Here is a 990-nt window from a genome sequence, read left to right on the forward strand (position 1 = left end):
GCGATATGCGTGGCTTTGTCAACCCCGCCTTTGGAGGAGCGCAAACGATGGCCGAGAATTCCAATAGCCCGATGTCGAGACGTGATCTGCTGAAGGGCGCTGGGGTCACACTCGCCGGTGCAGCGGTGGCGACGGTCCCGGCGGGGCGCGCGCTCGCGGCCGCCGCGGAGCCCGCCGCGCCCAGGTGGGCGATGATCATGGATTTGCGCAAGTGTACCGGCTGTCGGGCCTGCACCGTTGCGTGTAAGGCGGAGTTCAATACCCCGCTCGGTCGCTTTCGCGCCGTCGTTCAACAGGCCGAGTACGGCACCTTTCCGGAGACCAAGAAGGCGTTCTTGCCGCTGATGTGCAACCACTGTGCGGGGAACGAACAGGATCAGGTGCCACCCTGCGTCAAGGTCTGCCCGGAGTTTCCGGTCTCGCAGCAGGATTACGTGGCCCCGGATGGGGCAGTGATGGCCTACGACTATGGTGCGACCTATAAGCGTCCGGATGGCATGATCCTGGTCGACAATTCGCTCTGTATCGGGTGTGAAATGTGCATCCAGGCCTGTCCGTATGGTGTGCGCTCCGTGCATCCCCACGTCAAGGCCGGCAAGGAGCCGGAGAAAAACGGCGTCGAAAAGTGCAGCGGGTGCGAACATCGCGTTGCGCAAGGTGTCGCGCCGTCCTGTGTCAATACCTGTCAGGGGCATGCGCGGATCTTCGGTGATCTGAACGATCCCGACAGCGAGGTCGCCAAGCTCGCGCAGCAGTGGAACCTATTGGACAACCGGGACGAGACCACCCTGTTGCCGGAGCAAGGCACCATTCCACACGTCTTCTACATCGATCCGGACAATGTGCTCGCCGAGGTCTACCAGGGCAGGGAAGGGCTGAGCTTGGAGCATTTCCGAGACACCTTCGTGTAGTGGCCATTTGTCGGGAGCGGGGTATTTGCAATGAACGTATTGAATCGCCGTCAATTCATCAAGTTTGCCATGGCAAGCA

1 protein-coding gene is annotated in these 990 nt (G+C 61.1%); it reads left to right on the plus strand.

Annotated features, from left to right (window positions below):
* Nucleotides 1-911 (plus strand): 4Fe-4S dicluster domain-containing protein (locus CKO31_RS26065; RefSeq protein ID WP_207148127.1); only part of this gene is annotated, 911 nt, incomplete at its 5' end.
* Between the last annotated feature and the right edge of the window lie 79 nt (nucleotides 912-990).

The sequence above is a fragment of the Thiohalocapsa halophila genome (assembly GCF_016583825.1).
In the GTDB taxonomy this organism is placed as follows: Bacteria; Pseudomonadota; Gammaproteobacteria; order Chromatiales; family Chromatiaceae; genus Thiohalocapsa; species Thiohalocapsa halophila.